The organism is Streptomyces sp. NPDC088387 (genome assembly GCF_044753385.1).
GTDB lineage: Bacteria > Actinomycetota > Actinomycetes > Streptomycetales > Streptomycetaceae > Streptomyces.
Genome location: NZ_JBIVNC010000013.1, coordinates 1 through 26,333 on the forward strand (window position 1 = coordinate 1; position 26,333 = coordinate 26,333).

General features: G+C 68.9%; 17 protein-coding genes. 12 read left to right on the forward strand and 5 right to left on the reverse strand.

What is annotated here, in order from left to right:
• From ACIQAC_RS29815 to ACIQAC_RS29850, 8 genes are all read left to right on the forward strand, one after another.
• The coding region (locus ACIQAC_RS29815; protein WP_402196250.1) for a polymorphic toxin-type HINT domain-containing protein at nt 1-6,615 on the forward strand (6,615 nt) is incomplete at its 5' end.
• Nucleotides 6,615-7,196, forward strand: coding sequence for a hypothetical protein (locus tag ACIQAC_RS29820; RefSeq protein ID WP_402196251.1), 582 nt, complete (start codon nt 6,615-6,617; stop codon nt 7,194-7,196). The genes ACIQAC_RS29815 and ACIQAC_RS29820, both read left to right, overlap by 1 nt.
• Nucleotides 7,197-7,395: 199 nt before the next feature.
• Nucleotides 7,396-8,409: a LacI family DNA-binding transcriptional regulator gene (locus tag ACIQAC_RS29825; protein WP_402196254.1), complete on the forward strand. Its 1,014-nt coding sequence runs from the start codon at nt 7,396-7,398 to the stop codon at nt 8,407-8,409.
• 147 nt (nt 8,410-8,556) lie between these two features.
• Nucleotides 8,557-9,801, forward strand: a complete 1,245-nt coding sequence (locus ACIQAC_RS29830) for an extracellular solute-binding protein (RefSeq protein ID WP_402196256.1) — start codon at nt 8,557-8,559, stop codon at nt 9,799-9,801.
• A gap of 34 nt (nt 9,802-9,835) precedes the next feature.
• Complete coding sequence (locus tag ACIQAC_RS29835; RefSeq protein ID WP_402196259.1) at nt 9,836-10,807, forward strand: carbohydrate ABC transporter permease; 972 nt, start codon at nt 9,836-9,838, stop codon at nt 10,805-10,807.
• On the forward strand, nt 10,797-11,654 hold the full coding sequence (locus ACIQAC_RS29840) for a carbohydrate ABC transporter permease (protein WP_402196260.1): 858 nt from the start codon (nt 10,797-10,799) through the stop codon (nt 11,652-11,654). The genes ACIQAC_RS29835 and ACIQAC_RS29840 overlap by 11 nt, the downstream gene beginning before the upstream one ends.
• Before the next feature lie 139 nt (nt 11,655-11,793).
• Nucleotides 11,794-13,782, forward strand: coding sequence for a TIM-barrel domain-containing protein (locus tag ACIQAC_RS29845; RefSeq protein ID WP_402196742.1), 1,989 nt, complete (start codon nt 11,794-11,796; stop codon nt 13,780-13,782).
• Nucleotides 13,783-13,861: 79 nt separating this feature from the next.
• Nucleotides 13,862-15,682 carry a beta-xylosidase gene (locus tag ACIQAC_RS29850; protein WP_402196262.1) on the forward strand — a complete coding sequence of 607 codons (1,821 nt, stop codon included), beginning with the start codon at nt 13,862-13,864 and terminating at the stop codon, nt 15,680-15,682.
• 94 nt (nt 15,683-15,776) lie between these two features.
• Here the strand turns inward: ACIQAC_RS29850 and ACIQAC_RS29855 are convergent, their stop codons facing one another.
• Together ACIQAC_RS29855 and ACIQAC_RS29860 are read right to left on the reverse strand one after the other, a co-directional pair.
• Entirely contained in the window at nt 15,777-17,204 is a 1,428-nt protein-coding gene (locus ACIQAC_RS29855; RefSeq protein ID WP_402196265.1) for an ATP-binding protein, read from the reverse strand.
• On the reverse strand, nt 17,201-17,884 hold the full coding sequence (locus ACIQAC_RS29860; RefSeq protein ID WP_402196744.1) for a response regulator transcription factor: 684 nt from the start codon (nt 17,882-17,884) through the stop codon (nt 17,201-17,203). The genes ACIQAC_RS29855 and ACIQAC_RS29860 overlap by 4 nt, the downstream gene beginning before the upstream one ends.
• Before the next feature lie 348 nt (nt 17,885-18,232).
• Here ACIQAC_RS29860 and ACIQAC_RS29865 point away from each other — a divergent pair, with 348 nt between their 5' ends.
• The 3 genes from ACIQAC_RS29865 to ACIQAC_RS29875 all read left to right on the forward strand — a co-directional run bounded on the left by ACIQAC_RS29865 (nt 18,233) and on the right by ACIQAC_RS29875 (nt 22,298).
• On the forward strand, nt 18,233-19,591 hold the full coding sequence (locus tag ACIQAC_RS29865) for a ferric reductase-like transmembrane domain-containing protein (RefSeq protein WP_402196268.1): 1,359 nt from the start codon (nt 18,233-18,235) through the stop codon (nt 19,589-19,591).
• A gap of 76 nt (nt 19,592-19,667) precedes the next feature.
• Nucleotides 19,668-19,898 carry a hypothetical protein gene (locus ACIQAC_RS29870; protein WP_402196270.1) on the forward strand — a complete coding sequence of 77 codons (231 nt, stop codon included), beginning with the start codon at nt 19,668-19,670 and terminating at the stop codon, nt 19,896-19,898.
• A 546-nt stretch (nt 19,899-20,444) separates the two neighbouring features.
• A complete protein-coding gene (locus ACIQAC_RS29875; protein WP_402196747.1) occupies nt 20,445-22,298 on the forward strand; it encodes an ABC transporter ATP-binding protein in 1,854 nt (617 codons plus the stop codon).
• 396 nt (nt 22,299-22,694) lie between these two features.
• Here the strand turns inward: ACIQAC_RS29875 and ACIQAC_RS29880 are convergent, their stop codons facing one another.
• The gene (locus ACIQAC_RS29880) at nt 22,695-23,090 is read right to left on the reverse strand and encodes a ribonuclease domain-containing protein (protein ID WP_402196273.1); all 396 of its coding nucleotides are present in this window, start codon (nt 23,088-23,090) and stop codon (nt 22,695-22,697) included.
• A gap of 128 nt (nt 23,091-23,218) precedes the next feature.
• Nucleotides 23,219-24,193 carry a helix-turn-helix transcriptional regulator gene (locus ACIQAC_RS29885; protein WP_402196276.1) on the reverse strand — a complete coding sequence of 325 codons (975 nt, stop codon included), beginning with the start codon at nt 24,191-24,193 and terminating at the stop codon, nt 23,219-23,221.
• A gap of 155 nt (nt 24,194-24,348) precedes the next feature.
• On the opposite strand from ACIQAC_RS29885, the gene ACIQAC_RS29890 reads away from it, so the two are divergent.
• The gene (locus ACIQAC_RS29890; RefSeq protein WP_402196749.1) at nt 24,349-24,744 is read left to right on the forward strand and encodes a RidA family protein; all 396 of its coding nucleotides are present in this window, start codon (nt 24,349-24,351) and stop codon (nt 24,742-24,744) included.
• A 24-nt stretch (nt 24,745-24,768) separates the two neighbouring features.
• On the opposite strand, the gene ACIQAC_RS29895 is transcribed toward ACIQAC_RS29890, so the two are convergent.
• Nucleotides 24,769-26,115, reverse strand: a complete 1,347-nt coding sequence (locus ACIQAC_RS29895; RefSeq protein ID WP_402196279.1) for a glycosyltransferase family 39 protein — start codon at nt 26,113-26,115, stop codon at nt 24,769-24,771.
• Nucleotides 26,116-26,333: the final 218 nt, after the last annotated feature.

A 26,333-nucleotide genomic window follows, 5' to 3' on the forward strand; every position in this document is an offset into this window, starting at 1 on the left:
ATGGTGAAGGTTCGTCAGGCGACCACCGGCCCGACGGAGACCGGCCCGGCCACCACCGGCAAGGGTCTGCGTACCCGCGGTGTCGCCCCGAAGCGTGCCGCTGCCGATCCCGGTACCGCGGTTGAGGTCGAGGTCAAGAACCCGGCCGCCGCCCGTGAAGTCGGTGTGCAGGGTGTGCTGTTCACCGCGGCTGCGGCCGACGACAATCTGGCACCCGCTGCTTCGGGTTCGGTGGACCTGGAGCTGGACTACACGTCCATCAAGGACACCTACGGCGGCGACTGGGGTTCGCGGCTTCGTCTGTACCGCTTGCCGGCGTGTGCGCTGACCACGCCGGAGCTGGAGAAGTGTCGCACGCGCACTGCGTTGCCGGGTGCGAACGATCCGGCGGCGAAGAAGGTGACCGGCACGGCCGACCTGGCGGCGGCGCCTGCGGTGTTCGCGGCGGCGGCAGCGGCTTCCGGTCCCGGTGGCAGTCACGAGGCGACTTCGCTGTCGCCCACCGGTTCCTGGATGGCGGGTTCGTCTTCCGGCGGCTTCGCGTGGACGTATCCGGTCGAGGCGCCCGAGGTTCCCGGTGGCCCGCAGCCCGAGGTCGAACTCTCCTATTCCTCGCAGGCGGTGGACGGTCGTACGGCTTCGACGAACGCGCAGTCGTCGTGGATTGCCGAGGGCTGGGACTACGAGCCCGGCTTCATCGAGCGGCGTTACCGTTCGTGCTCGGACGACAAGGCGGTCATCAAGGACGACGACGGCACGGAGCTCAAGCCGAACAACACCGGTGACAGCGGTGACCTGTGCTGGGGCTCGGATCATGTCGTGATGTCGCTGGGCGGCAACACCACCGAACTCGTGAAGAAGGACGGCACCGAGGAGTGGCGTCCGGCGGATGACGACGGTTCGCGCCTTCAGCGCAAGTCCGGTGCGGCCAACGGTTCCAAGGACGGCGAGTACTGGGTCCTGACGACCACGGACGGCACTCAGTACCACTTCGGTCTGAACAAGCTGCCCGGCGCCCCGGAGGGCACGGTCACCAACTCGGCGCTCACCGTGCCGGTGTTCGGCAACCACCCGGGCGAGCCGTGCCACGCGACGGCGTTCATGGACTCGGACTGCAAGCAGGCCTACCGGTGGAACCTGGACTACGTCGTCGACCCGCTCGGTGACGCGATGACTCTGTGGTGGACGAAGTGGTCCAACTTCTACGGCCAGAACATGAAGGCCGACCAGCAGGCGTCCTACGACCGCAGCTCGCAGCTCTCGCGTATCGACTACGGTCTGCGCGCCGACAAGCTGTTCGGTGTCCAGCCGGCCGGCCGCGTCGCGTTCACCCTGGCCGAACGCTGCCTCGCCACAGCCTCGTTCGACTGCGCGGAGTCCAAGCGGACCGCGGCCAACGCCAAGAACTGGCCGGACACCCCGCTGGACCAGGAGTGCGCGTCCGGCGCCAAGTGCACCGACAAGTACTCCCCGACGTTCTGGTCCACGAAGCGCCTGACGAAGATCACCACCAGTGTGCTCTCCGGTACCGCGCTGAAGACGGTCGACTCGTGGGCGCTGGAGCAGACCTACCCGGCCACGGGTGACGGCACTTCGCCGGCGCTGTGGCTGGACTCCATCACCCGCACCGGCCACGGCGCGGGCGGCACCGCCGTCATGCCGAAGGTCTCCTTCGCGGGCATCCAGATGGACAACCGCGTCGACAAGGTGGAGGGCCTGCCGCCCTTCTCCCGCCTGCGTGTGCACGCCATCGACACGGAGACCGGCGGGCGTATCGGCGTCACCTATTCGCCGCGTGAGTGCCAGGCGCTGGCTCCGGTGCGGATGCCGTCCTCGCCCGAGTCGAACACCATGCGCTGCTTTCCGCAGTACTGGACGCCCAAGGGCGCGCTGAACCCGGTGAAGGACTGGTTCCACAAGTATCTCGCCACCGAGGTCCGCGAGGAGGACCTGGTCACGGACAGTCCCGCCAAGGTGACCTCGTACGAGTTCCTCGGCGGCGCCGGATGGGCGTACGACGACAGCGAGTTCACCGAGAACAAGCACCGCACGTGGTCGCAGTTCCGCGGATATGAGAAGGTCCGTACCCGTCTCGGCGGGGGCAACGATGTCAAGCAGCTCACCGAGCACCGCTACTTCCGCGGCCTGCACGGCGACAAGCTGCCCTCGGGTACTCGGACCTCCACCGTCACCACCAGTGACGGCACCGGCTACGACGACCTGGGGCATTACCAGGGCCAGTTGCTGGAACAGATCACCTACGCCTCCGACGGCGGGCCGGTCGATTCCGCGACGGTCACCACCCCCTGGGCGGTGAAGACGGCGACGCGTAAGCGGGCCGGGACCACGCCGCTGGAGGCGTGGATGACCCGTCCGGAGACCGTCCGCACCCGCGAACGTGTCAAGGGTGACACCTGGCGCACCTCCACCGAGACCACCACGTACGACAGTTACGGGCTGCCGACACAGGTCGAGGACAAGAGCCCCGGTGGCAAGGTCCGCTGCTCGACGGTCAGTTACGCCCGCAACACGTCGGCGTACCTGATCGAGTCGGAGTCCCGGGAGAAGACCGTCCTGGGCGCCTGCGGCACCACGGGCGGCGAGGTCGTCGAGGACACCCGCACGTTCTACGACAACCTGGCCTTCGGCGCGGCCCCCACCGAGGGACTGCCCACCGAGGTCCAGGAGCTGAACGGCAAGGGCGACGGCTACGTCACGATCGACAAGACGGAGTACGACGTCCACGGCCGCGAGGTCGCGACCTGGGACGCCGACAACCGCAAGACGTGGGTCGAGTACACGCCGAAGACCGTGGCCCGTCCGACCATGCAGGTCTCCACCGATCCGCTTCTCCACACGGAGAAGACGGTGTTCGACGACGTGCGCGGTCTGCCGCTGACCGAGGAGGACACCAACGGCAAAAAGGCCACGATGGAGTACGACCCGCTGGGCCGGCTCCTGAAGGTCTGGGAGATCGACCGCGATCCCGCGACCGAGACACCCACCGCCACCTACGACTACACCATCCGCCGCGACGGACCCACGATCGTCACCACGCGGACACTGAAGGACAACGGCCAGTACGCCACCTCGTACGAGATCCTCGACGGCCTGCTGCGCGAGCGACAGACCCAGGACAAGGCCGTCGGCGACGGCCGGATCATCAACGACACCTTCTACGACAGCGCCGGACGCGTCTCGAAGGTCAACGACGGCTACTACAACACCGCCGCACCCGAACCCAAGCTCCTCCAGGTCGGCGACAACGAAGTCCCCTCCCAGGACCGCACGACCTACGACGGCCTGGGCCAGCCCACCGCCGAGGTCACCTACTACCGCGGCACGGAGAAACTGCGCACCACCACCGAACGCGACGGGGACGTCTCCACGACGACCCCGCCCAAGGGCGACACGATCACGGCGACCTTCGAGGACGCCGAGGGCCGTGTGGAGCGGCTGCGCGAGTACACCGACGAGGCGCGCACCAAGTGGCGCGACACCGTCTACGAGTACGACGACCTCGACAACCTCCGCAAGGTCACCGCACCCGGCGGCGCCGCCACCACCTTCGAGTTCGACAAGCGCGGTCGTCAGACGGCCATCACGGACCCCGACGGCGGCCGCACCGAGCTGAAGTACGACAACGCGGACAACGTGGTCGAGACGATCGACCCGCTCAAGCGCTCCCTGTTCACCACCTACGACGACGGCGGACGTCCGACCACCCTGCGCGAGGGCAGCACCACCGGCCCCAAGCGCATGGAATGGACGTACGACAACCTCGTCAAGGGCCTGCCCACCGCGCAGATCCGCTACGAGAACGGACGCGAGTACCGCGAGGAGGTCACCGCATACGACGACGCCTACCGCGTCAAGAAGTCGCAGACGGTGATCCCCACCGAAGAGACCGGATTGGCCGGCACGTACGAGTACGAGTACTCCTACACGCCGACCGGCAACCTCGCCTGGATCTCGCTCCCGGGTCTCGGCGGACTGGTCACCGAGCGGATCGTCTTCCGTTACAACACGGATGACCTGCCGATCTTCATCGGCGGTGCGTCGACCTATCTCGCGAACGCCCAGTACTCGGCGTTCGGCGAGATCCTCCGCACGGACATGGGCCCGGCCGACAAGCAGGCGTACGGGTCGTACATCTACGACGAGTTCACCCGACGCCTCCAGACGGCCACCTTCGACCGCTCGATCAACCCGGGCCGCATCAGCGAGTCGCGGTACGGGTACGACGAGGCCGGCAACGTCACCAGGATCACCGACGCGCCCGGTGCGGCGGTGGAGGGCAGTGGCGAGACCGACACGCAGTGCTTCGTCTACGACAAGCTCAGGCAGATGACCTCCGCCTGGACGTCGAAGACGAAGGACGAGTGCGCGGCGGCGCCGTCGAAGGAGACGGTCGGGGGTCCGGAGGCGTACTGGCAGTCGTTCCAGTACGACGAGGCGGGCAACCGCAAGCAGCTCGTCGAGCACGACCCGACGGGCGACACCGCGAAGAACGTCACCCGTGACTACGTCTACGGGAAGGCGGGCGTAGGCGGCCCGAACGCACTCGCCGAGGTCAAGTCCACCGGCCCGCAGGGCCAGACGCTGGCCACCTTCGGCTACGACAAGGCCGGCAACACCACCGGACGCCAGCACGGCGGCAACAACCAGACCCTCGAGTACGACATCGAGGGCCAGCTGCGCAAGGTGACCCAGCCGGTGGAGGGCGGCGACACCAAAACCACGTCGTACCTCTACGGAGCGGACGGCGACCGTCTCATCCGTACCGGCGCGGACGGCAGCCGTACGCTCTACCTCGGCGAGGCGGAGCTGACCGTCAACGCGGCCAACACCAGCGCGAAGGCGGAACGCTTCTACCCGCTCCCGGACGGCTCCACGATGGTCCGGGCGACGGGCGGTGTCCGGCAGTTGATGCTGGCCGACCACCACGGCACCTCCCACACGGTGGTGGACATGGTGGATCCGGCGATGGGGGTCACCCGCCGCAAGGCGATGCCGTTCGGTGAGGCGCGTGGGCAGACGCCCACGTCCTGGCCGGGACAGCGTGGCTTCGTCGGTGGAGTCGTCGACGAGGACACGGGGCTGACCCGTCTCGGCGCGCGTGACTACGACCCGGCGACGGGCCGGTTCATCCAGGTCGACCCGATGGTCGACTACGGCCAGCCGGCCACGATGAACCCGTACGCGTACAGCAACAACGCGCCGGCCACGTTCTCGGACCCGTCCGGGGAGTTCTTCCCGATCCTGATCGGTATCGCGGCCCGCATCGCCATCCAGGCGGCGATCCGCGCGGCAGCCCGCCGCGCGGCGATCATCGCGGCCCGCAAGGCGGCCCAGGCGGCGGCCCGCCGCGCCGCGGCCCTCGCCCGCAAGCGTGCCATCGAGGCCGCCAAGCGTGCGGCGGCCAAGGCCCGCCGGGAAGCGGCCCGCAAGGCAGCCGCGGCCAAGCGCGCGGCGGCCAAGCGGGCAGCAGCCCGCGCGGCGGCCAAACGCGCGGCGGCCCGCAGGGCAGCAGCCCAGGCACGCGCCCGCGCGGCGCGTGCGGCGGCGAGGAAGGCGGCGGCCAGGCGGGCAGCGGCCCGCAAGGCGGCGGCACGTCCGAAGCCGCGGGCGAAGCCCCGCTCGCAGCCGAAGCCGCGTCCGAAGCCGCGCCAGGTACAGCGCGCGGTGAAGAAGGTGGCGAAGGAGGTCAGGAACGAGGTCAGGGACTCGGCGAAGGAGGAGGTGCAGAACGAGACCTGCGAGCAGCTCGGCGCCAACAGTTTCGTTCCCGGCACCCATGTCCTGATGGCCGACGGCACCACCAAGCCGATCGAGAAGGTCGAACCCGGCGACAAGGTGGTGGCCACCGACCCCGGGACGGGGAAGACCTCCGTCCAGAGGGCCACGGCGACGATCGTCGGCTCGGGCACCAAGCACCTCGTCCGCGTCACGCTGAAGGTCCACGACGGCTCGGGCACCCGGACGACGACCGTCACCGCCACGGCGGGCCACCCGTTCTGGGTGCCGTCGCTGGGGAGGTGGGTCGACGCAGGTGAGCTGAAGCCGGGCCACTGGGTCAGGTCGCCCGAGGGTGCCTGGATCCAGGTCAGCGCGGTCAAGGCGTGGACGGCGAGGAAGGCGACGGTCCACAACCTGACCGTCACCGACGCGCACACGTACTACGTGCTCGTCGGGTCGGCGCCGGTCCTCGTCCACAACTGCGGTCCGTCGAACCCGGCGTTCAACGACGACCCGTACAACAAGGACAAGGTCGACGCACGGATCATCCCGCAGGAGGTGCACGACACCGTGGACGCGATCGCCACCGGAAGCATCGGCCAGCGCACCACGGGCAGTGCCGCCAACCCCGAGTGGGACTCCTACCAGCGTCGTGGAGGCCGCAACGGCACACCCCGCAGGTACCTGCGCTGGGTGGGCTCGACCGTCTACACCGGCACGGGAGGACCGAACACGATGACCCGGGTTCTGGTCCGTCCCGACGGAGAGATCGGATACATCCTGGGGCACAATTACAACCAGGTCTTCAGCTATCCGTGGCGGAGCCTCCCGCAGGCCTTCACCGGGCGCTCGGGACCAGTGAGAGGTAACCCCTGATGAGCGGCCCGGCGACAGGAACAGACGCGTGGACGGCGGGGCTGGCCGAGGCCGGGCTCGTCGTCCGGGACGGCTGCGGTGACGCGAGCGGGTTCATCCCGCCCGTGGTGACCGGCCAGCTCATGAGTGTGTTGCCGTGGGACGGCCGGTGTGACGCCTGGCTGGAGCACGACGAGCCGGAGCTGCACCGGAAGGCGAACGCCGACTGGTTCCGGCTGGCGGTCGAGGAGGGGCTCTTCCGTACGGAGGATCCCCGGTTCTTCCTCGCCGGCGACACGTCATGGGTCTGCGTGGAGCTGCGGGACGAGTGGGACGTCATGGGGACCGGCGCCGCCGGGCCCCTCGGCAGTGCCCACTGCCGTCCCGAGTTCCGCATGCTCTCCCTCGACGGAAACGTCCTCCTGGGCGGGACCACGAGCCAGTCCGAGATCGGCACGGTCGTATTGAAGGAGCCACACCGAGCCCCGGTGCTGCGCAACTTCGCAGACTGGGTCGCAAGATCGGAGTCGGGCACGCACAACGCGCAGGTCCGGGCCGACGCGCGCCGCTGGCTGGACAGTCACCCCGTGTCGACGGGCTGACCCGAGCAGGCGATTGACGAAGCTCCCGGCCGACAGCCAGTCGGCCGGGAGCTTCGTCGTTGCCGGGCCCCCTCTTCCGAGGAATGCCGTGCACACCCCTTGACCCCGGGAGCCCAACGGCTCTGTAATCGCTGTCGAACCGGTTCGCGAACCGGTTCGACGATCTAGAGGCACGTACTGTCGAGCACCAGGGGTGGCCGTGAACATCGGTGAGATCGCACGACGAGCCGGCGTGTCCCGAAGCACCGTCTCCTACGTGCTCAGCGGCAAGCGTCCCGTCTCGGACGAGGTGCGGGCCCGCGTCGAGCGGGTCATCGAGGAGTCCGGGTACCGGCCAAGCGCCACGGCCCGGGCCCTCGCCCAGGGTTCCACCCGCACGATCGGGCTGGTGATACCCCCGATGGGGAGTCACCTCAGCATCGACCAGCTCCAGTTCGTCGGATCCGTCGCGGAGGCCGCCGCCGATCACGACCACGACGTCCTGCTCTCGCCCAGCGGCCGCGACGAGGTGTTCGACCGGATGCTCGGTGAGCGGCGCGTCGAGGGCGTCATCGTGATGGAGACGCTGCTGCACGACGCCCGCGTCTCACGCCTGCTGCAAGAACCGGTGCCCTTCGTGACCATAGGCCGCACCGGAAGCGAGACCGCGCACGCCTGGGTCGACCTCGACTACGCCGGACTCGTCACCACCGCCGTACGACGCCTCGCCGAACTGGGCCACCGGCGCATCGCCCTCGTCAACCGCCCCCAGGAACTCCTTGACCAGGAGTACGGCCCGGCGTTCCGGGCCCAGGACGCCTTCGACAAGACCGTCGCCGAACTCGGCCTGGGCGGACACCTGGTGTGCTGCGCCGACGACACCCGGGCGGGGGAGGAGTGCGTACGGCGGCTCCTGGCCGACACACCGGAACTGACCGCCCTCGTCTCCATCAACGAACGTTCCCTGTCCGGTGTCGTCCACGGGCTCAAAGCCACCGGACGCACCCTGCCCCGCGACTTCTCCGTCGTCGCCGTCACCTCACAGGCCAACGCCCAGGGCATCGCCCCTGCCGTGGCCGGCGCCGACGTACCCACCGCCGAGATGGGCCGCAGTGCGGTGGAGGCGCTGCTCGCGGCCATCGACGATCCGGCGAAGGCACCCGCGCAGGTGCTGTTGCGGCCGGAACTCATCGAGCGCGCCTCGCTCGGCGCGGCCCCGGTCAGTCGAGCCTGACACCTCCACCACGTCCAACGACCACCACCTCGCCCCGCGATCACGCACCCCGTGATCACGCACCCCGCGATTACGCACACCGCGCGACGGGCCGATCAGTCGTGCCCCACCGCACTCCCTCTCACTTCTCATGCTCTTGGAGCCGCCATGTCCGCATCCGCACGACACCGACGTCTGCGTTCGCTCACCGCGCTGAGCACCCTGATGGCCGTGAGCACCGCCGTCCTCGCGGGGTGTGGTGACAGCGGGTCCTCCTCCGGCGAGTCGGCGGACGGCACGATCACGCTCACGGAGATGGACTACTACAACACCGAGCCGCTGCTGAGCGCGCTGCCCAAGCAGCTCAAGGCGTGTGGTGACGCCGTGGGTGTCACCATCAAGCGCCAGGTCGTCCCGGACCTGAGGACCAAGCTGATGCAACTCGCCGGCAGCCGCGCCATCCCGGACCTCGTGCTCCTCGACAACCCCGACCTCCAGCAGCTCGCGGCGACCGGCGCGCTCGCCGACCTGGGTGCCGCAGGACTCACGACGGACGGGCTTCAGCCCAACATCGTCGAGGCGGGCAAGTATGAAGGAAAGCTGTACGGCGTCGCGCCCGGAGTCAATCAACTCGCGCTCTACTACAACACCGCCATGTTCGAGGAAGCCGGGCTCGAACCGCCCACCACCTGGGACGAACTCAAGGCGGCGGCAGAGGAGTTGACCCAGGGCGACGACGTGCACGGCATCGGCTTCGCCGTGCCCGCCACGGAGGAGGGCAGCTTCCAGTTCGAGTCGTTCTTCTTCAGCGCCGGCGCCTCACTCAAGAAACTCGACTCCCCGCAGAGCGTCTCCGCCCTTCAGCTCCTCGACGACCTCGTCACGGACGGCTCCGCACCCAAGGACGTCCTCAGCTGGACCCAGGCCAACGTGGAGGAGCAGTTCGCCGGCGGAACCCTCGCCATGATGGTCAACGGGCCATGGCAGCTACCGCAGTTGGCGAAGGCCGGTATGAAGGACTTCGGTGTCGTCCCCGTCCCGCCACCGGCCGGCGGGACCTCGTCCGGCGCGCTGGGCGGCGAGGTCTGGGCCGCCGGCAACAACGGGGAGAAGGCACGCAAGGCCGCCGACGTCATCAAGTGCATGGTCGCGAAGGACAAGAGCCTCGCCTGGTCGAAGCTGACCAACTACGTGCCCTCGGACACGGCGGCCGCAACCCAACTCGCCGACGACGTACCGGCGATGAAGACCTTCGTCGACACCATCGGCAACGCCAAGGGACGCACGGCGGAACTCGGCGCCGACTACCCCAAGTACTCACAGGCGCTCTGGACCGCCGTGCAGTCGGCGCTCTCCGGCGAACAGACCCCGGGCGAGGCGCTCGCGGACGCCCAGCGGCAGGCCACCCGATGAGCACCGCCGGGCCGGCCGGCGCCGGGGAGTCCCCGTGACCGCCACCCTCGTCAAGAAGAACCCGCCGACGGCGGACACCCGGACCACCGCCGTCCGAGGGCCACAGCCCAAGCGTGCCAACAGGTTCTCGGGCACCTGGTTCGTCCTCCCCGTAGTCCTCTTCGTCGCCGTCCTCTACCTCTATCCGCTCGTCCGCAACGTGATCCTGTCCTTCCAGGACTACGGCATCGCCTCCCTCTACACCGGCGACGCGAGCTTCAACGGACTCGCGAACTACCGCAGACTCCTCTCCGACCCGGTGTTCCACACCGCGGTCATGAACACCGTGGTGTTCACCCTGGGCTCCCTCTTCTTCCAGTTCACCATCGGCCTCGCCCTCGCCGAGTTCTTCCGCCGCTCGTTCCCCCTGAGCCGTGTACTGCGCTCACTGCTGCTCGTGCCCTGGCTCCTGCCCCTGGTCGTCTCCGGCACGGTCTTCCGCTGGATGCTCGACACCTCCAACGGCGTCGTCAACCAGCTCCTGACCTCCCTGCACCTCGTCCAGGACCCCGTTCCCTGGCTCAACGACCCGACCAACGCCATGATCTCCGTCCTGCTGTGCAACATCTGGATCGGCGTGCCCTTCAACATGGTCATCCTCTACGGCGGACTCCAGTCCGTGCCGGGGGAGTTGTACGAGGCCGCGGCCCTGGACGGCGCCGGGCGCACCCGCCAGTTCTGGCACATCACCCTGCCCCAGCTGCGCCCGGTCATCGCCATCGTGCTGACCCTCGGACTCATCTACACCCTCAAGGTGTTCGACGTCATCTGGGTCATGACCAAGGGCGGCCCCGCCAACGCCACGCACACCGTCACCACGTACGCCTACCAGCTGTCGTTCGGCGGACTGGGCGAGTTCGGCCTGGGAGCGGCCGGCGGGAACGTCCTGATCGTGATCGCCCTGCTGTGCTCACTGGTCTACCTCCGCTCCGCACGCGCCGAGACCGGAGGACACCATGGCCGCTGACCTCACCCACACGCGGCGCGGCACACGCCGCAGGTCCCCGGTGAAGTCGGCCGTGGCGATCGCACTCGTCGCCGTGATGCTCTTCCCGCTCTACTGGATGGTCAACGCCTCCTTCCAGACCAACCAGCAGCTCGCCCGGCGCAGCCCCCACTGGCTGCCCCTGGGCGGCACACTCGGCGGCTACCGCGACGCCTTCGCCCAGCAGGGCGGCCACCTGCTCGCCTCCGTCGTCATCGCGGCCGGCGCCACCGTACTCACCCTGCTGGTCGCCGCACCCGCCGCCTACGCCCTCGCCCTGCTCAGACCACCGGGCAAGGCCGGACTGCTGGGCGTTCTCCTGGTCGTGCAGCTGGTCCCCGGCATCGTCATGGCCAACGCACTGCACCAGATCTTCCAGTCACTCGGCATCCTCGACTCCGCCGCGGCACTCATCCTGGCCGACGCCACCCTCGCTGTGCCCTTCGCCGTCCTGGTCCTGAGGGCCTTTATGGTCTCCGTGCCCCGATCCGTACTCGAAGCCGCCGCGCTCGACGGCGCCGGACGGGTGCGCGCCTTCCTCCACATCGTGCTGCCGATGTCACGCAACTCCCTCATCACAGCAGGGCTGTTCGCGTTCCTCTTCGCCTGGGGCGACTTCCTCTTCGCCACCACGCTCAACCTGAACTCCGACACCTGGCGCCCCATCACCGTCGGCCTCTACGACTACATCGGCGCCGGCACCAACACCACAAGCTGGAACTCCGTGATGGCCACGGCCGTCCTGTCGTCCCTCCCGGCCGCCGTACTCCTCGTGATCGCCCAACGGCACATCGCCGCGGGGATCACGGGCGGCGCGGTCAAGGACTGAGACCAACCACCCCACCGAACCGCCGCCACCCCCCTCGAAAGGGACCCGTGTGACCCTGCCCGACACCACGCCGAGCCGCAACCACACCCCCCTCCACCCACCCGCCGACAACAGCGCGTACGCCTGGCCGACGGAAGTCCTGGAGTACGGGGACGCCGAGCACGTCCTGCGCGTGGAAGCGTGGGGACCCGACAGCGTACGGATCCGGGCGGCCCGGCATATGATCCGCGAGGATCTGCCCGGTGCCCTGAACACACCACCCCCGCCCGTGGCCGTCGAGGTCCACACGGCCGCGGACGGCACGTCGTCCCTCACCGTCGGCACGCTGCGTGTGGAGATGTCGGCGGCCGGCCGGCTCCGCTTCGTCCACAGCACCGACGGACACGAACTGCTGCGCGAGGCCGACGGACACTTCGCGTGGCCCGGCCCGAGGCAGTTCACACCGTCCGTCGGCGGCGGCCACCGCCTGGAACAGCGCTTCGCAGCCCACGACGACGAGCGCTTCTACGGCCTGGGCCAGCACTCCCACGGCCGCCTCGACCACCGCAACATGGTCCTCGACCTCGTCCAGCGCAACGGCGAGGTCACCATCCCCTTCGCTCTCTCCTCACGCGGATACGGCCTGCTCTGGAACCTGCCCGCCGTCGGCCGCGTGGAGTTCGCCGCCAACCAGACCCGCTGGGTCGCCGACTCCGCCGAACAGATCGACTACTGGGTCACCGCCGCCCCCGACCCCGCCGGCATCCTCGCCCACTACGCCGACGCGACCGGACACGCCCCCGTACTGCCCGAGTGGGCGCTCGGCCTGTGGCAGTCCCGCCTGCGCTACCGCGACCAGGCCGAACTCCTCGCCACCGCCCGCGAGTACGACCGAAGGAAGCTGCCCCTGTCCGTCATCGCCGTCGACTACTTCCACTGGCCCCACCTGGGCGACTGGCGTTTCGACCCGGCCGACTGGCCCGACCCCGCCGCCATGGTCGCCGAACTGGAGTCCATGGGCATGCGCCCCCTGCTCTCCGTCTGGCCGTCGGTCAGTGTGCTCAGCGAGAACTACACCACGATGCGAGACGAACGCCTCCTCGTCGGTACCGCGCAGGGGCAGCCGTTCCAGCACGTCTTCCCCGACGCCTCGCTCAACGGCGAACCCCTGCCCGTGGCGTTCTACGACCCGACCGACCCCCGCGCACGCGACTTCCTGTGGAGCCGACTCAAGCGCAACTACCACGACGCCGGATTCCGCGTCTGGTGGCTGGACGCCTGCGAACCAGAGATGTTCCCCGAGCAGTTCGCGCACCTGCGCTACGCCGCCGGGCCCGGACCGGCCGTCGCCAACCTCTACCCGCGCGAACACGTGCGGGGCGTCTACGAACACGCGCGCGCCGAGGGCGACGACGTCCCCGTCAGCCTGGTCCGCTCGGCATGGGCGGGCAGTCAGGCGTACGGCGCCGCCCTGTGGTCGGGGGACATCCCGGCCACGTTCGACGCGCTCGCCGCACAGATCCGCGCGGGCCTGAGCGCCGGACTCAGCGGCATCCCCTGGTGGACCACCGACATCGGCGGCTTCCACGGCGGCGACCCGGACGACCCCGACTACCGCGAACTCCTCGTCCGCTGGTTCCAGTTCGCCGTCTTCTGTCCCCTGCTGCGTATGCACGGCCACCGCGAACCCCGCGAGGGCTTCTCCGCCGGACACAGCGGCGGCCCCAACGAGCTCTGGTCGTACGGAAGTCAGGCCTACGACATTCTCGTCCGCCAGCTGCAACTGCGCGAGGACCTGCGCCCCTACCTGCACGGCCTCGCCGTCGACGCCGCGCACACGGGGACACCGATGATCCGCCCCCTCTTCCTCGGCCACCCGGACGACCCCAGGGCCTGGGAGGTCGAGGACCAACTCCTGTGCGGACCGGACGTGTTGGTCGCGCCCGTGACCCGGCTCGGCGACCGCAGCCGCACGGTCTACCTGCCCGCGGGAAGCGACTGGACCGACGTGGCTACCGGCACGACCCATGCCGGGGGAGTGACGGTCCTGGCCGAGGCCCCGCTCCACCGCATCCCCGTCTTCATCCGCCGGGGAGCCGACCTGGGAGCCGGTCCGGGAGCCGGCCCGGGTGTCGCCTTCCCCCACTGAACAGCGCCCCGGGCCGGACAGCAGTCCGGCCCGCACCGAGCCGCGCGGCCCCACAGCCGCGGTGCAGAAGGGACACGTCATGCACGGACAACGACCGACGAGAACCCACACCACTCCGCACACCAGAACCCGGCCGAGCCGCCGGAGCCGCCTGTTCGCCACCGCCCTCACCCTGGCCCTGGCCACGGGCGGCGGCCTCGCCGCGACCGAACCGGCCGCCGCGGCCGGCCAGAGCGTTGTGGTCGATCTGCGCAACACCCACGGCAGCGCCGCCGGAGTCGGCAGCGGATTCCTCTACGGCCTGAGCGAGAACGGCCAGAGCCCCGACGACAGCCTGCTCGCCCCACTGGCCCCCCGCTCGGCCCGTGGCGGCGGCGCACGCCTGGCCGGCGGCGGCTGGGTCGGCGACGGATACACACCGGGCACCGGCTACCAACGACGCCTCAACTCGGCGCTCGCACAGGCCAGAAGACTCGCCACACCCCCGTACAACGGCACATACGACCTCCTGGTCAGTGACATCTGGGGAGCCGACACCACCCAGCCCGCCTCCACCGTCTACCCCTGCACCGCCGGCAACTGCGACAACTGGCGCACCTTCCTGCGGCGCCTGACCGCCGACGTCAGAGCCTCGGGGATCAAGGTCCGCTACGACATCTGGAACGAACCCGCCGGTGCCTTCTTCCCTCCTGGCTTCAACTCGCCGCAGTACTACCAGATGTGGGACACGGCAGTACGGGAACTGCGCGCCGCCGACCCGTCGACCCCGGTCGTCGGACCCTCCCTCTGGGACTTCAGCCCCAACAACGTGTCCCCGTTCCTCGACCACACCAAGGCCGCGGGCACCGTGCCCGACATCGTCAACTGGCACTTCAGCGGCACCCCCGTGGAAGACGCGGCGACCATGCGGCAACTGCTCGCCTCCAAGGGCCTGACCGCCCGCGAACTCACCATGAACGAGTACCTCCACGCCGACGAGCAGAACGCGGGACACACCGCCTGGTACCTGACCCAGCTCGCCGAGTCCGGCATCCAGTCCGCCTCCCACGCCATCTGGTCCGACTGCTGCGCCTCGGACACCCTCGACGGCATCCTCGTACGCAGTGGCGGCCAACTGCGGCCCACTGGGCAGTGGTGGGTGTACAAGGCGTACGCCGACATGGCCGGCTCGCTGGCCCAGGTGGACACACAGGGTGACCTCGACGCGCTCGCCTCCGTCGACCCGACGGGCCGCCGGGCGACCGTGCTCATCGGGGGCCGCACCAACCAGACCCCGGCAGCCGATCTCGACCTGCGCGGCCTGACGACGGGTGCGCTGTCGGGCGGCTCCGGAGTGACCGTGACCGTCCAGCGCATTCCCGACCAGGGCCCGCTGGAGTCACCGACCCTGGTGAGCACACAGACGGTCCCGGCCGGGACGGACACCGTGCGACTGTCCCTGTCCCTGTCCGGGACCGCGGCCCACGACGCCTTCCTCGTGACCGCCGTCCCCGCACGCTCCGACACGGTCACCGTCGACGCGACCGTCGCCTCGGGCCCGGTCCGCGTGGCCTACGGCACGGGCTGGGGCCGCACCAACGGGGTCCCGGACATGCACGGGCAGACCGCCAACTGGAGCTTCACCCCGGGTTCCACGGCCGTCGTCGGCGCCACCGGCCGACGTATCGCGCTCAAGGCGGTACGGGACAGGGACCAGGGCCGGATGAGGGTCAGCATCGACGGCGGTGTACCCGTCACCGTGGACAACTACGCGGGCACCCGCACCGGCTCCGCCACGGTCTGGACCAGCCCTGCCCTCCCCAACGGCCCCCACACCGTGACCATCACCGTCGCCCCGGACAGAAACCCCGCCAGCACCGGCCACAACATCGCCCTGGACGCCGTCGAAGTACAGCGCTGACAGCGGCGGTTCGCCGGGCAGGTCAGGGGCCTGAACGCCCCTAGCCTGCCTGGCGAGTCCAGACGTAGACCTCGCGTTTTCCCCAAGGTCCGCCTCAGCCGGGCTCGTGGCCCGGTGTTCCCTCGTCCCGGTCCGTGCCGTCGGACACCTCCTGCACCTGGACGGACAGGGTCACCTGGAGGCCGCCGAGTGGGGCGTCGGAGAGGGTGACTCCGCCGCCGTGCAGTTCCGCCTGCTGCTGGACGAGCGCGAGGCCCAGGCCCGAACCCTGGCTCTGGGGTCTTGGGCCGCGGGTGAACCGGTGCATCGCGGCTTCACGCTGGTCGGGCGGGATGCCGGGGCCGTCGTCGGCGACGACGAGGTGCACCTGGGAGTCGTCCCAGGTGAGGGACACCTCGACGTGACCGTGGGGCCGGCGTCCGTGCAACGCCGCGTTGGTGAGGAGGTTGTCCAGCGCGAGCCGCAGCCCGGCGGGCCAGCCATGGACGTACGGGATACCGCCGGACGCTACGGCGAGTTCGTACGTCGTCATGGGGTGTCGGTGCCGGGCGGCCCGCACCGCCTCCGTGAGGAGCGCCGGCAGGTCCACGGTCGTCCGGGCGGGCAGGGCGCGTGAGTCACCGCGGGCGAGGATCTGAAGGCCCTCCAGGAGGGTGGTGATCCGATGGTGCTCGACCGCCATGGCGTCCAGGGCCTCCTGACGCTGGGCGGGAGGCAGGTCGGGGTAGCGGCGCAGGACCTCGAGGTTCATACCGATCGTCGTGAGGGGCGTCCGCAGCTCGTGCCCCGCGTCCGCCGTGAAGCGGCGCGTGGCGTGCATGCTGGTCTGGAGCTGACCGAGCATGCCGTTCAGGGAGGACGACAGATCCGCCACCTCCCGCGGCCGGGAGACGGTGGGCAGCTGCTGCTGCACGTCGCCGGGACGGATCCGCTGGGCGCCGCGACGCAGACGCTCCAGTGGCTGGAGGATGAACCGCGTCACGAGCCAGACACTGCCCCCGGCCACCACGGTGGCCAGGATCGCCACCACCGCCACGACGCCGGTGTTGTCCGTCAGCCGCTGCTCGATGGGGCTCAGGTCCTGCAACAGCTGAAGGCGTTCACCGTCGGCGTCGTCGACGGTCTCGACGGGCTCGACGAGTGAGCGCCAGGACTGTCCGTCCGCCTCGATGGTGCTGAAGCCGTCGGAGGTCGGGACGGGGATGTCGACGGTGGGCTGCTCACCGCGCTGGGCGATGACCTTGCCGTCGGCGACGAGCCGCACAAGCGACTGGCTGCCGGCGAGCAGGCCACCGTAGTCGTCGTTCCCGCGGGTGGCCGCCTGGTCGCCCGTGGAGATCAGTTTGTCGGCGTCCTCCCGGACCTTGTCGGCGCGCTCCACGAGCTGCCGGTCGACATCGGTACGGTCACGGTGGTCGATCCGCTCCACGACGATGAAACCGGCCATGCCGGTCACCACAACGACGAGCAGGGCCACACTCGCGGTGATCTGGGAGCGCAGACTGCGCGGCACGAACCTCATGGCCGCAGGGCGAATCCGACGCCACGGACCGTCTGGAGAATCCGCCTCTCGCCGCCCGCCTCCAGCTTCTTGCGGAGATAGCCGATGAACACGTCCACGACATTGGTGTCGGTCTCCCAGGTGTAGCCCCACACCTGTTCCAGCAGCTGCATACGGCTGAGTACCTGACCCGGACGCCGGGCCAGCGCCATCAACAGGTCGAACTCCCTTGTCGTCAGCCCGAGTTCACGACCTCCGCGCGTCGCCTCCCGACGGGCGGGCTCGATGACCAGACCGTCCAGGACGACCGGCCGCTGCGCACTGTGTTCGTGCAGCCGGACCAGCGCGTGCAGCCGCGCCGCCAGCTCGGTCACCGAGAAGGGTTTGACCACGTAGTCGTCCGCGCCCGCGGCGAGCCCGGCCACCCGGTCGTCGATCTCGTCCCGGGCGGAGAGCATGCACACGGGCAGCGTCCGCCCCTGCATACGCAGCCGCCGCACGGTCTCCACCCCGTTGATGCCCGGCATCACCACGTCGAGCAGCACCACCGACGGCAGCTGCGCCGCCACCGCTTCGAGCCCGGATTCACCGTCCACGGCCTCGCGCACGTCGAAACCCTCCACGGAGAGGCCGAGCCGCAGGGCCTGGCGGACACCCTGGTCGTCGTCCACCACGAGTACGAGTGGCTTTCGCCGGGCCATCTTGCTCACTTTCCGCACCTGGCCGTAGGCACCAGGGCCGGGCACCGTTGGTCGATCGGGTCGGTGAGCCGCACTCCTGCCGCACGGCTCCGCGGCCAGCTTGCCGCACCATTCACAAACTGGATTAAGAACAGCGCGGCGCGTCGCCCCTCGGCTGTCCTGTGCGCGCCCTGTGAGCGTCCTTAAACGGGTCTCAAAAAGCGCTGCCAGCCTTGTCTGCACGCGCCCCCAAGAGCCGTACGTGGAGAGGGCGTCAGAATCCAATTCCGCAGGAGAGAAACGCACATGACCACGACGCTCGAACCAGGCGCTTCGCGCAATGAACCGGTGAGAAGGCAGCATCGCAGAGTGGCACGTGCCGGGTCCCGTGGGTTCGGTCTCGCCGATCTGCTCGGTGCTCTCGGCATTCTCTCGGTCGTCGCGGTGGTCTGCCTGTGGACCATGTTGCAGGGGGTCGCGAGTCTCTGGTCCGGGAAGGGGGCCGGCTCGCTCGGACTGCTCACCGGACTGATATCCGCCGACCTGATGGTGTTGCAGGTGATCCTGCTTGCCCGGATTCCCTGGGTGGAGCAGGCGTGGGGACATGATCTGCTGACGCGACGCCACCGCTGGATCGGCTTCACGTCCTTCTGGTTCCTGATCGCACACATCGTGCTGTTCGTGTACGAGCGCGTGGGGCGCGACCCGGCCGCCGCATGGAGCGCGGTGTGGGAACTGTTCGTCCACGAGTCATGGATGCTTTTCGCCACTGTCGGAACGGTGATGCTGATCCTTGTGGTCGTGACGTCGATCCGCAGGGCACGCGCCCGGCTGCGTTACGAGTCCTGGCATCTGATGCATCTCTACTCGTACCTGGGAATGGTGTTCACCTTTCCGCACATGGTGGAGGGCGGCTCGGACTTCCATGAGACCTGGGCCAAGGCCTACTGGTGGTCCTGGTACGGACTGGCATTCGGGCTGACGCTGATCTATCGGGTCGCCCTGCCGATATGGCGGTCCGTGTACCACCGGCTGTACGTGGAATCGGTGCGGACGGAAACGCCGGGAGTCGCCAGCATCACCCTCGCCGGGCGCCGTCTCGACCGGCTCGGAACGCGGAGCGGGCAGTTCTTCGTGTGGCGGTTCCTCGACGGGCCGGGCTGGATGCGCGGAAATCCGTACACGATCTCGGCGGCCCCCACCGACAGCGGTCTGCGGATCACGATCAAGGTGGCGGGCGACGGGTCGGCCCGGCAACTCCGGCTCAGGCCCGGCACGCGGGCGCTGATCGAGGGGCCCTACGGCACCCTCACCGCACAGCGCCGCCGCCATCCGCACATGGTGATGATCGCCGCGGGAATCGGCATCACACCGATGCGCTCCATTCTTGAGGACGCCCCCTACGCGCCCGGCGAAGTGACGCTGATCTATCGCTACAGCACCCGCGAGCACGCCGTCTTCTCCGACGAACTGATCAGCCTGGCCAGATACCGGGGAATCACCCTGCATTTCCTGCCCGGAAGCCGGCGGGATTCCCATTCGTGGCTCTCGGGCGAGGCGCCACAACTGGGCGACGACGCGACGGCACTCAGGCAACTGTGCCCGCACATCGCGGAAAGCGACGTCTACGCATGCGGACCCCATCAATGGCTCCGCTCGCTCACCAAGGCATGCCGCGGTGCCGGAGTGCGGCGGGACGACCTGCACGTCGAGGAATTCGCCTGGTGACTGGCGTGCACGACCGTGCTGAGCCGCTGCCGGGCCAGTGCCGGGCAGCGCGAAACCAATCGAGAGGACGTATGACATGCGCAGGATCACGATGTGGCTGACCGCCACGGTCGCCGTCACCGCCCTGGTGTTCGCCTACCAGGCCAACGCGAGTGGTGAGGCGGGCAAGGGAGCGGAGACCCAGAACGGGTCGGGGCAGTCGGCCACCGAGCCGGCGCCGTCCGGATCCGCTTCGGCGTCGGCCGACGCAGAGGCCAGGCCGGACGACGGCAAGGGAGCCGAGAATCCGGGCCATCCGGCCAAGTAGTCCCGCCATTCGGCAATCGTGAGGCCCTTGTGCCAGGTCAATTCTTAAAGTGACCTCAAGATTCGCCCATAGTCTTTTTCTTGTCAGGGGCGAAAGGCTCCGGACAAGAAAAGGACAACGCGACGGATTCGCCGTCGCAGATGGAGGAAATCATGGGATTCACCAAGGTCGTTCCGGTCAAGCCCCCGAAGGCCGCCAAGCCCGCGAAGCCCGGCAGGCCGGCCAAGCCCGGGAAGCCGGCCAAGCCGGGCAAGAAGCGCCCCATCAAGTAACCGTCACGTCCTGACGGGACTCGTCCCCGAGGCATGACAATTCCCTGACTCGGACACCGGGGAAGCAGGCCTGCGACACAACCCGTCGCAGGCCTGCACTCAATTCGGAGGAGATTTCTCCTCGGCCGCCCTTTCTTGGCCGCCTTTTCTCGGCTGCCTTTTCTCGAGTACACGCCAGGGAGCGGAAGTGACCCCGTACGACGAGCACCGGACACTGCAACTGCGTCTGCCGCCCGCGCCGGAGGGCAGGGGCCGCCATCGGCGCAACGGGCTGATGCGCCCGCACGGGGGTACGCAGACTCTGCTGGGGCTCCAGGCACAGCCCGCGCCCGTGCTCACCATGCGGCAGGCCTTCCGCCGCTTCTGGCCGCTGACCCAGGGCGACCGCACCTGGCTGGCACTGATCTGCGTCGGCGTGATCGTCGCCGCGATGTGCGAGACCGCGGCGATCCTGCTCTTCGGTCAACTCACCGACGGAGCCCTTCAGAACGGCTCGCTCGCGGAGTTCTGGAAGCCCGCCGGCCTGTGGCTCGCGGTCGCCGTCCTCGGCGCCGCCGCCGGCTACGCGGGCAACTCCCTCGCCGTATGGACCGCCGAACGCTTCGTGATGCGGCTGCGCGCCCGCGTCTTCGCGCACGTGCAGGAGCTGCCGCCCGACTTCTTCGAGCGGCACCGGCAGGGCGACCTGGTGGAACGGCTCACCGGGGACGTCGAGTCGATCGAGGAGATGGTGGTGTCCGGCATCATCGCCGCGGTGTCGGCCGTCTTCAACGTGGTGCTGTTCTCGGTCGCGGCACTGTGGCTGCGCTGGGACCTGGCGCTCGCCACCTTCGCCCTCGCCCCTGTGCTGTGGCTGACGGCCCGCAGGTTCTCGGCCCCCATCAGGGCCGTAGCCCGCGAGGAACGCGTCGCCGACGGCGCCATCACATCGGTGGTCGAGGAGTCACTGGGCAACATCGTCCTCACCCAGGCGTACAACCGCGGGAACGCCGAGGAGAAGCGGCTGGGCCGCGAGGCCAGGGCGTGGATGCGTGCCTCCGTCTCGGGGGCGCGGATGAGCGAACTCTATGAGCAGGCGGTCGAGGTCATAGAGACGGTCTGTGTCCTCGGCGTGATCGGCCTGGGCGCCTGGGAGATCTCCCAGAACCGTATGACGATAGGCCAACTCCTGTCGTTCGCCGCCTTCTTGGGCTATCTGTATCCACCTCTGCGCAGTCTGGGCCAGCTCGGACTGACCGTCACCGCGGCCACCGCCGGGGCGGAACGCCTGCTGGACATCCTGGACACACACCCCGCCGTCACCGACCCACCGGCGGAACACGCCGTGCCGTCCTGGCGTGTCCGCGGAGCCCTCGAACTGGACCACGTGGGCTTCCGCTTCCCGGGCGGTCACGCCCCCGCCCTGAACGACCTGTCCCTCATGGTGCGCCCAGGCGAGTTCGTGGTCGTCACGGGCCCCAGCGGAGCCGGCAAGTCCACCCTCGCGAAACTTCTCCTACGGTTCTACGACCCCGCCACCGGCGACATCCGCCTCGACGGATTCCCCCTGCGCACCCTGCCCCTGGCCTTTCTGCGCGAGAACATCACCCTCCTGCCGCAGCGGACCCTCGTCCTCCACGACACCATCCGCGAGAACATCGCCTGCGGCCGGCCGGGCGCCCTCGACCACGAGATCCAGCAGGCGGCGCACGCGGCGGCGGCCCACGACTTCATCGCCGCCCTGCCCGACGGCTACGACACCCTCATCGACCCACACACCGCCCGGCTCTCCGGCGGCCAGCTCCAACGCATCGCCATCGCCCGCGCCATGCTGCGCGACGCTCCCGTCCTCGTCCTGGACGAGCCCACCACCGGACTGGACGCCCTCGCCGCACGCCGGGTCATCGGCCCCCTGCGCACGCTGATGGCCGGACGCACCACCCTCATGATCACGCACGATCTCCAACTGGTCCCGCGGGCCGACCGCATCGTCGTCCTCGTCGAAGGACAGATCGCGGAGTCCGGCACACACCACGACCTCCTCGCCCGCCAAGGCGTCTACGCCGAGCTGTACGGGACATCGCGGGGAGTCCGGCTCGCGAAGCGCGCCTGCGCCACGGATGGAACGCGGGTCGGTGACATCCCGTAGACCCGGCCCGCGACGAGGCCGCACCTTCCCGACGGGGACACCCCCAACCCCTCCACCAGCAACCGAAGGCAGTCACGTGACCACCGCACCATCCACGCCGCCCGCACCAGCCACGTCATCGATGTCACCCATGGCATACACGTCACCCACGGCATCCACATCGTCCGGGCTCGTGGAATCCCTGACATTCCTGTGGCAGTTCGTGCGGAGCGCGAAGCAGACGGGTGCGGTGGCGCCCAGCGGAGCACAGCGGAGTGAACCCGGCGCGGCGGCTGCGACGAGCTGACCCCGGCGACGGCATGGATGCCGGGGGCCGCCGTTCCGATACGAAGACACCTCGCCCCGCGGTCGATGGGGCGACCGCGGGGCGAGGTGGTTGCTCTGCGGAGAGCCGGTTCAGCAGTCGTAGTCGACCAGGTCGAACGACGCGTAGTGGTCGGCGGTGTAGTAGTCCTCTTCGTTGGCCTGGCCCGTGACGATGCGCTTCGCGCCGCGGGTGGAAGAGCCGGGGGTCTTCACCGTGTACTCGTGGTAGTAGCCGGTCGACCGGCTGGGGAGCAGACGCTCACGGTTCTGGAAGACGGTCCCGTCCTGCGGGAACGGGTACGGCCCGCCCCGTGCGATCAGGTTGAGCGTGTCATGTGCCTGCGACGGCAGGTCGCTGTAGCAAATGCTGCCGAACGCGGTGGGGGCGGCGGTCGCCGTGTTGGCGGAGACGGTGCCGCCCACGAGAAGCGCGGACAGAAGAGCGGCTGCGGCGCCGATTCGGGTGGCGCGTGGGGGGAATCTCATGGGTTCATGATGACGCGCGTAGACAGTGGCATGTCAATGACAACTCGACAGAATTTGCCATTGGCTCCCATGAGTTTTCGGGGAGTTAACGAAGTGAACCGGACTCGCGGGTCTCGAGTCCGGCGCCGTCAGGTCGTCGGTCCGTAGCGTGTGGCGATCGCGGTGGCGCGCTCGTGCAGCGACGTCCGCAACCACTGCGGTTCCAGGGCCTCCGCGTTGGTGGCGAGCTGCCACAGCGCCCACTCCGCGTGCCGGGGATCCTGGAAGGTCACCTCAAGCCGCAACCAGCCGTCGTCGTCGGCCTCCTCTGTGTGTACGGCGAGCGCGGTGCCCACCAGGTCCTCCCGGCGCGCGGGGTCCACCCGCACCTGCACGGTGACCTGTTCGCCGCCGGTCCGGAACCGCGTGCTGCGTTCCTGCCATGCGCGGTCGAGGTCGACCCGGTCCGGTCGCTGCGCGCGCTCGCTGAGTTCCTCGGCGGCCAGCACCCGCGACAGCCGGTAGGTGCGGTCCGCGCCGGACCTCGTGGCCAGCAGATAGCCCCGGTCCCGGACGGTGACCAGGCCGATCGGGTCCACCGTGCGCCACTCGGCCGACCGGCCCGAAGCCGCGTAGCGGATACGCAGTTTGTGCCCGGCGAGCACGGCGCTGCGGACCTGCGACACGATGGTGTCGGGCACCTCCTCGTCGGCCACGCGCCGGGAGAGAAGGTCCGTCTCCGGGTCCATGAGCAGTCGCTCGGCGACACCCGCCGCGGTGCCCCGATGGCTGTCGGGCAGCGCGTCGACCACCTTGAGCATGGCGGAGGCGAGTGCCGAGCCGAGGCCGAGCACTTGGGCGCCGCGTCGTGATCCGGCGACCAGGAGGGCGAGCGCCTCGTCGTGGTTCAGCCCGGTGAGCTCGGTCTGGAAACCGGGCAGCAACGCGAAGCCGCCGTTCCGGCCGCGTTCCGCGTAGACCGGGACGCCGGCTGCCGACAGGGCCTCGATGTCGCGCAGTACGGTCCGCGTGGACACCTCCAGCTCCTGTGCCAGGGCGGTCGCGGACAGCCGACCGCGCTGGCGGAGCAACAGCACCAGCGAGACCAACCGGTCGGCACGCATGCCAAAACCCTAACCGAATACATGACTGAAGGTGTCACGTATTGCTTGGGAGGCTCATGCCCAGTCACTCCACCAGTGACAACACCGCGGTGACAACACCGCGGTGACAGACCCGCAGTGACACCCGATGAAGCGATATGGAGCATGACGTGGCGATGGAGCGAACCGCGATCAACCCGGTGACATGGTCGGCAAAGCTTGGTTTCAACCAGGGTGAGGTCGTCTCCGGACACACACGCACCCTCTACGTCTCGGGGCAGACCGCGATGAGCCCCGACGGCAAACCCCAGCACGACGAGGACATGGCGGCACAACTGACGCTGAGCATCGACAACCTGGAGGCGGTACTCGCCGAGGCCGGCATGTCGCTGGCCAACCTCATCCGCCTCAACGTCTACACCACCGACGTCGATCTGCTCTTCCAGCACTACGGCGGCCTGGCGGCGCGGTTGGGCGCCGCCGGGGTGGCGCCGACCACCACCATGCTCGGCGTGACGCGACTGGCCGTCCCCGGCCAGCTGGTCGAACTGGAGGGGACCGCCGTCGCGTGAGGTACTTGAACGAACCGCCGACTCCTACGACGACGCGAGTTCAGTCGCGGCAGCCGTGGTGCGGGGTTTGTAGACAGTCACCTGTGCACCGTTGACGCGAATGGTGTGGGCCCTGGTGAAATAGTCCGCCAGGACCCGCTCCTTCATCAACTCCGTCTCGGTGATTTCTGCATAACGGCCTTTGGGGTACGTCACCACGAGGATGCGTGCCCTGCTCCGCATCCGTTCGCGAATCTGTGAGGACGGCCATTCCGTGCCGTACAGGCCGTGCGAGACAGCCGGAGTGAGCTTCTGGGTGACGTCGAACATGTCCCTGCTCACCGAAGGATAGGCCAGGGACCACGCACGCAACTTCACGGGCATGTAGAGAATTCCGTCGCCAGGCGCGTACTCCCTGGACAGGGTGACTGCCAGATCGGTGACGTTGTCCGATCGACCTTCCGGCGTCCGTAGCCTGAGTGACTCCGGTATGAGCAGTGCGACGGCCAACGCGACAGCGACCAGCGCCGCTACCCGCAAGCCGCGCCCCAGTTCGGGCACACGATCCAGGACTGTCCCCAGAAGGAGTGCCAGGCCGACGAGGCCGTAGAGCACATAGCGTTCCACGTAGAGAGGTTTGTAAAGGGACATCAGCAGGAGGAGTGCGGTGGGCATGATGAACAGAGGCAGGGCGATCGCCCGGAGACTGAAAGGCACTTCGCGCGAGACCTTGTCGGCGTTCCTTGGCGGAGCGAAGTAGGACAGCGCCATCGCAACGGAAGCCAGTATCGCGAAGCGCCGGTAGTCACCACCGGTCGCACCCTCGATCCATGCGACCTGCTGGGATTGCGCCATCCCCAGAGCAGCAAGGGGTGCGACTCCTGCCACGACCAGAGCCGCTGTGTACGCCCAAGGACGCCGCGCACAACCCGGCACAACGAGCCCGTGCACCACCAGGGCGAGGGCGGCGAACTGATGCAGAATGCACGCCGCCGAAATAAGAGCGCCGTACACGATCCACGGCGTAACCGGACGTCTACGCCCGGTGTTTACCGCACTCACAAGAAAATACGTGGCCCAGACCACCAGTGCGCACACCAGTGAGTACGACCGCCCCTCCTGAGAGTATTTCTGGATGTCCGGCAATACGGCGAAGGACAGACCCGCCAGTATTCCGGCCCGCGTCCCTGCCAAGCGGGCCCCGAGCGCGGTCACCCCTGCCGCAGCCAGCGCACCGGCGAGGGCAGAGGGAAGCCGCAGCACCAGGAGGTCGGTCCCGAAGAGACCGAACAGCACATGCATGAGGAGGTAATAAGCTCCGTGCACGGCGTCGATATTGCCGAGCGTCTCCCACAGGTCCGGCAGGCTCCGGGAAGCCAGGTCGAGCGTCACGGCCTCGTCGTGCCACAGCGTTCCGTCCCTCCGAATCCTCCACATACCGAGAAGGGCGGACAGTGCAACGGGCAGCAGCAAGGGCGCGAATCCCGTGCGTGAGAGCAGAGAGATCCTTTGGCGCAGTGGCGAATTCACCGCGCCAGCGTGCCGGGGTCCTGTTGACCGGACGCTGATCCAACCTGACCGGCCGATCAGGAACGCGGGCCGACGCTGTG